Raw genomic sequence first — 842 nt, 5'->3', positions numbered from 1 at the left:
GTTGCAGCAACCGGGTTATCAATAAGATCTTGCAAATCACTCGCTCTACCATTAGATAAAGCTAAATCACTCGGTGAAGCTGCATCATTTGGTACACCTACTAATAGGAATCGATCATTTACCGCCAAAGACGCACCGAAAGCCTGTCCAGAATGCTCAAATATATGTTGGTAAGTATTGGTTTGTGCACGCCACGTATTCCCTGACTCTCTAAAAAACTGATAGACCTTACCAAGTTGTCGAGCACTACCACCAATTTCACGCTGCTGTGGAGCCCCTACAAACAACTCGCCATTGAACTCTGCTAATGCCGAACCAAAACCCGTTTTAGGATCAACAATATTCAAGGCATTGTCTGGATTCTTAATATAACCAACCTCTTGCGCAACGCATGAATTCGAAATTTCGTAGACATAGACAGCTCCGCTATCGAACTGAGAATAATTTAAGTTTAACCCTGCAGCAGCTAAAGAATATGCACCAACCCCGTCGGAATCTTCCCCTGAAGCATAAACATACAAGTAATCTCCTCGCACAAGGACATTCGAGCCAAATGCATCATTCTCTCGCGCATTACTTGCTTTGACCAAACCACAAAACTCTAGTGAACCATTCTCTAAATCACGCTGATAGAGCTGAACAGCACCACTATTTAAAGTAGTTGTATTAGATACCGCATCAGATGCAGGAACGAAACTAGTATCGCCGCCATCATTACCCGGTACTCCGACCGCTAAAAACAATCCAGTACCGGACACCGAGCTTGCTTTTTTATCTTCAATATCAGAATTCGAGTTTGCTTGAGATGTCTCAATCGAGCTCTCATAAGGGCTACGATCGAT

1 protein-coding gene is annotated in these 842 nt (G+C 43.3%); it reads right to left on the bottom strand.

Annotated elements, in window-relative coordinates:
• Positions 1-842 (bottom strand): hypothetical protein (locus A3739_RS29730; RefSeq protein WP_197472202.1); only part of this gene is annotated, 842 nt, incomplete at both ends.

This window comes from Oleiphilus sp. HI0067, from assembly GCF_001635735.1.
The sequence above is the reverse complement of the archived record's forward strand: the minus strand, read 5'-3'. Positions and strand labels throughout refer to the sequence as shown.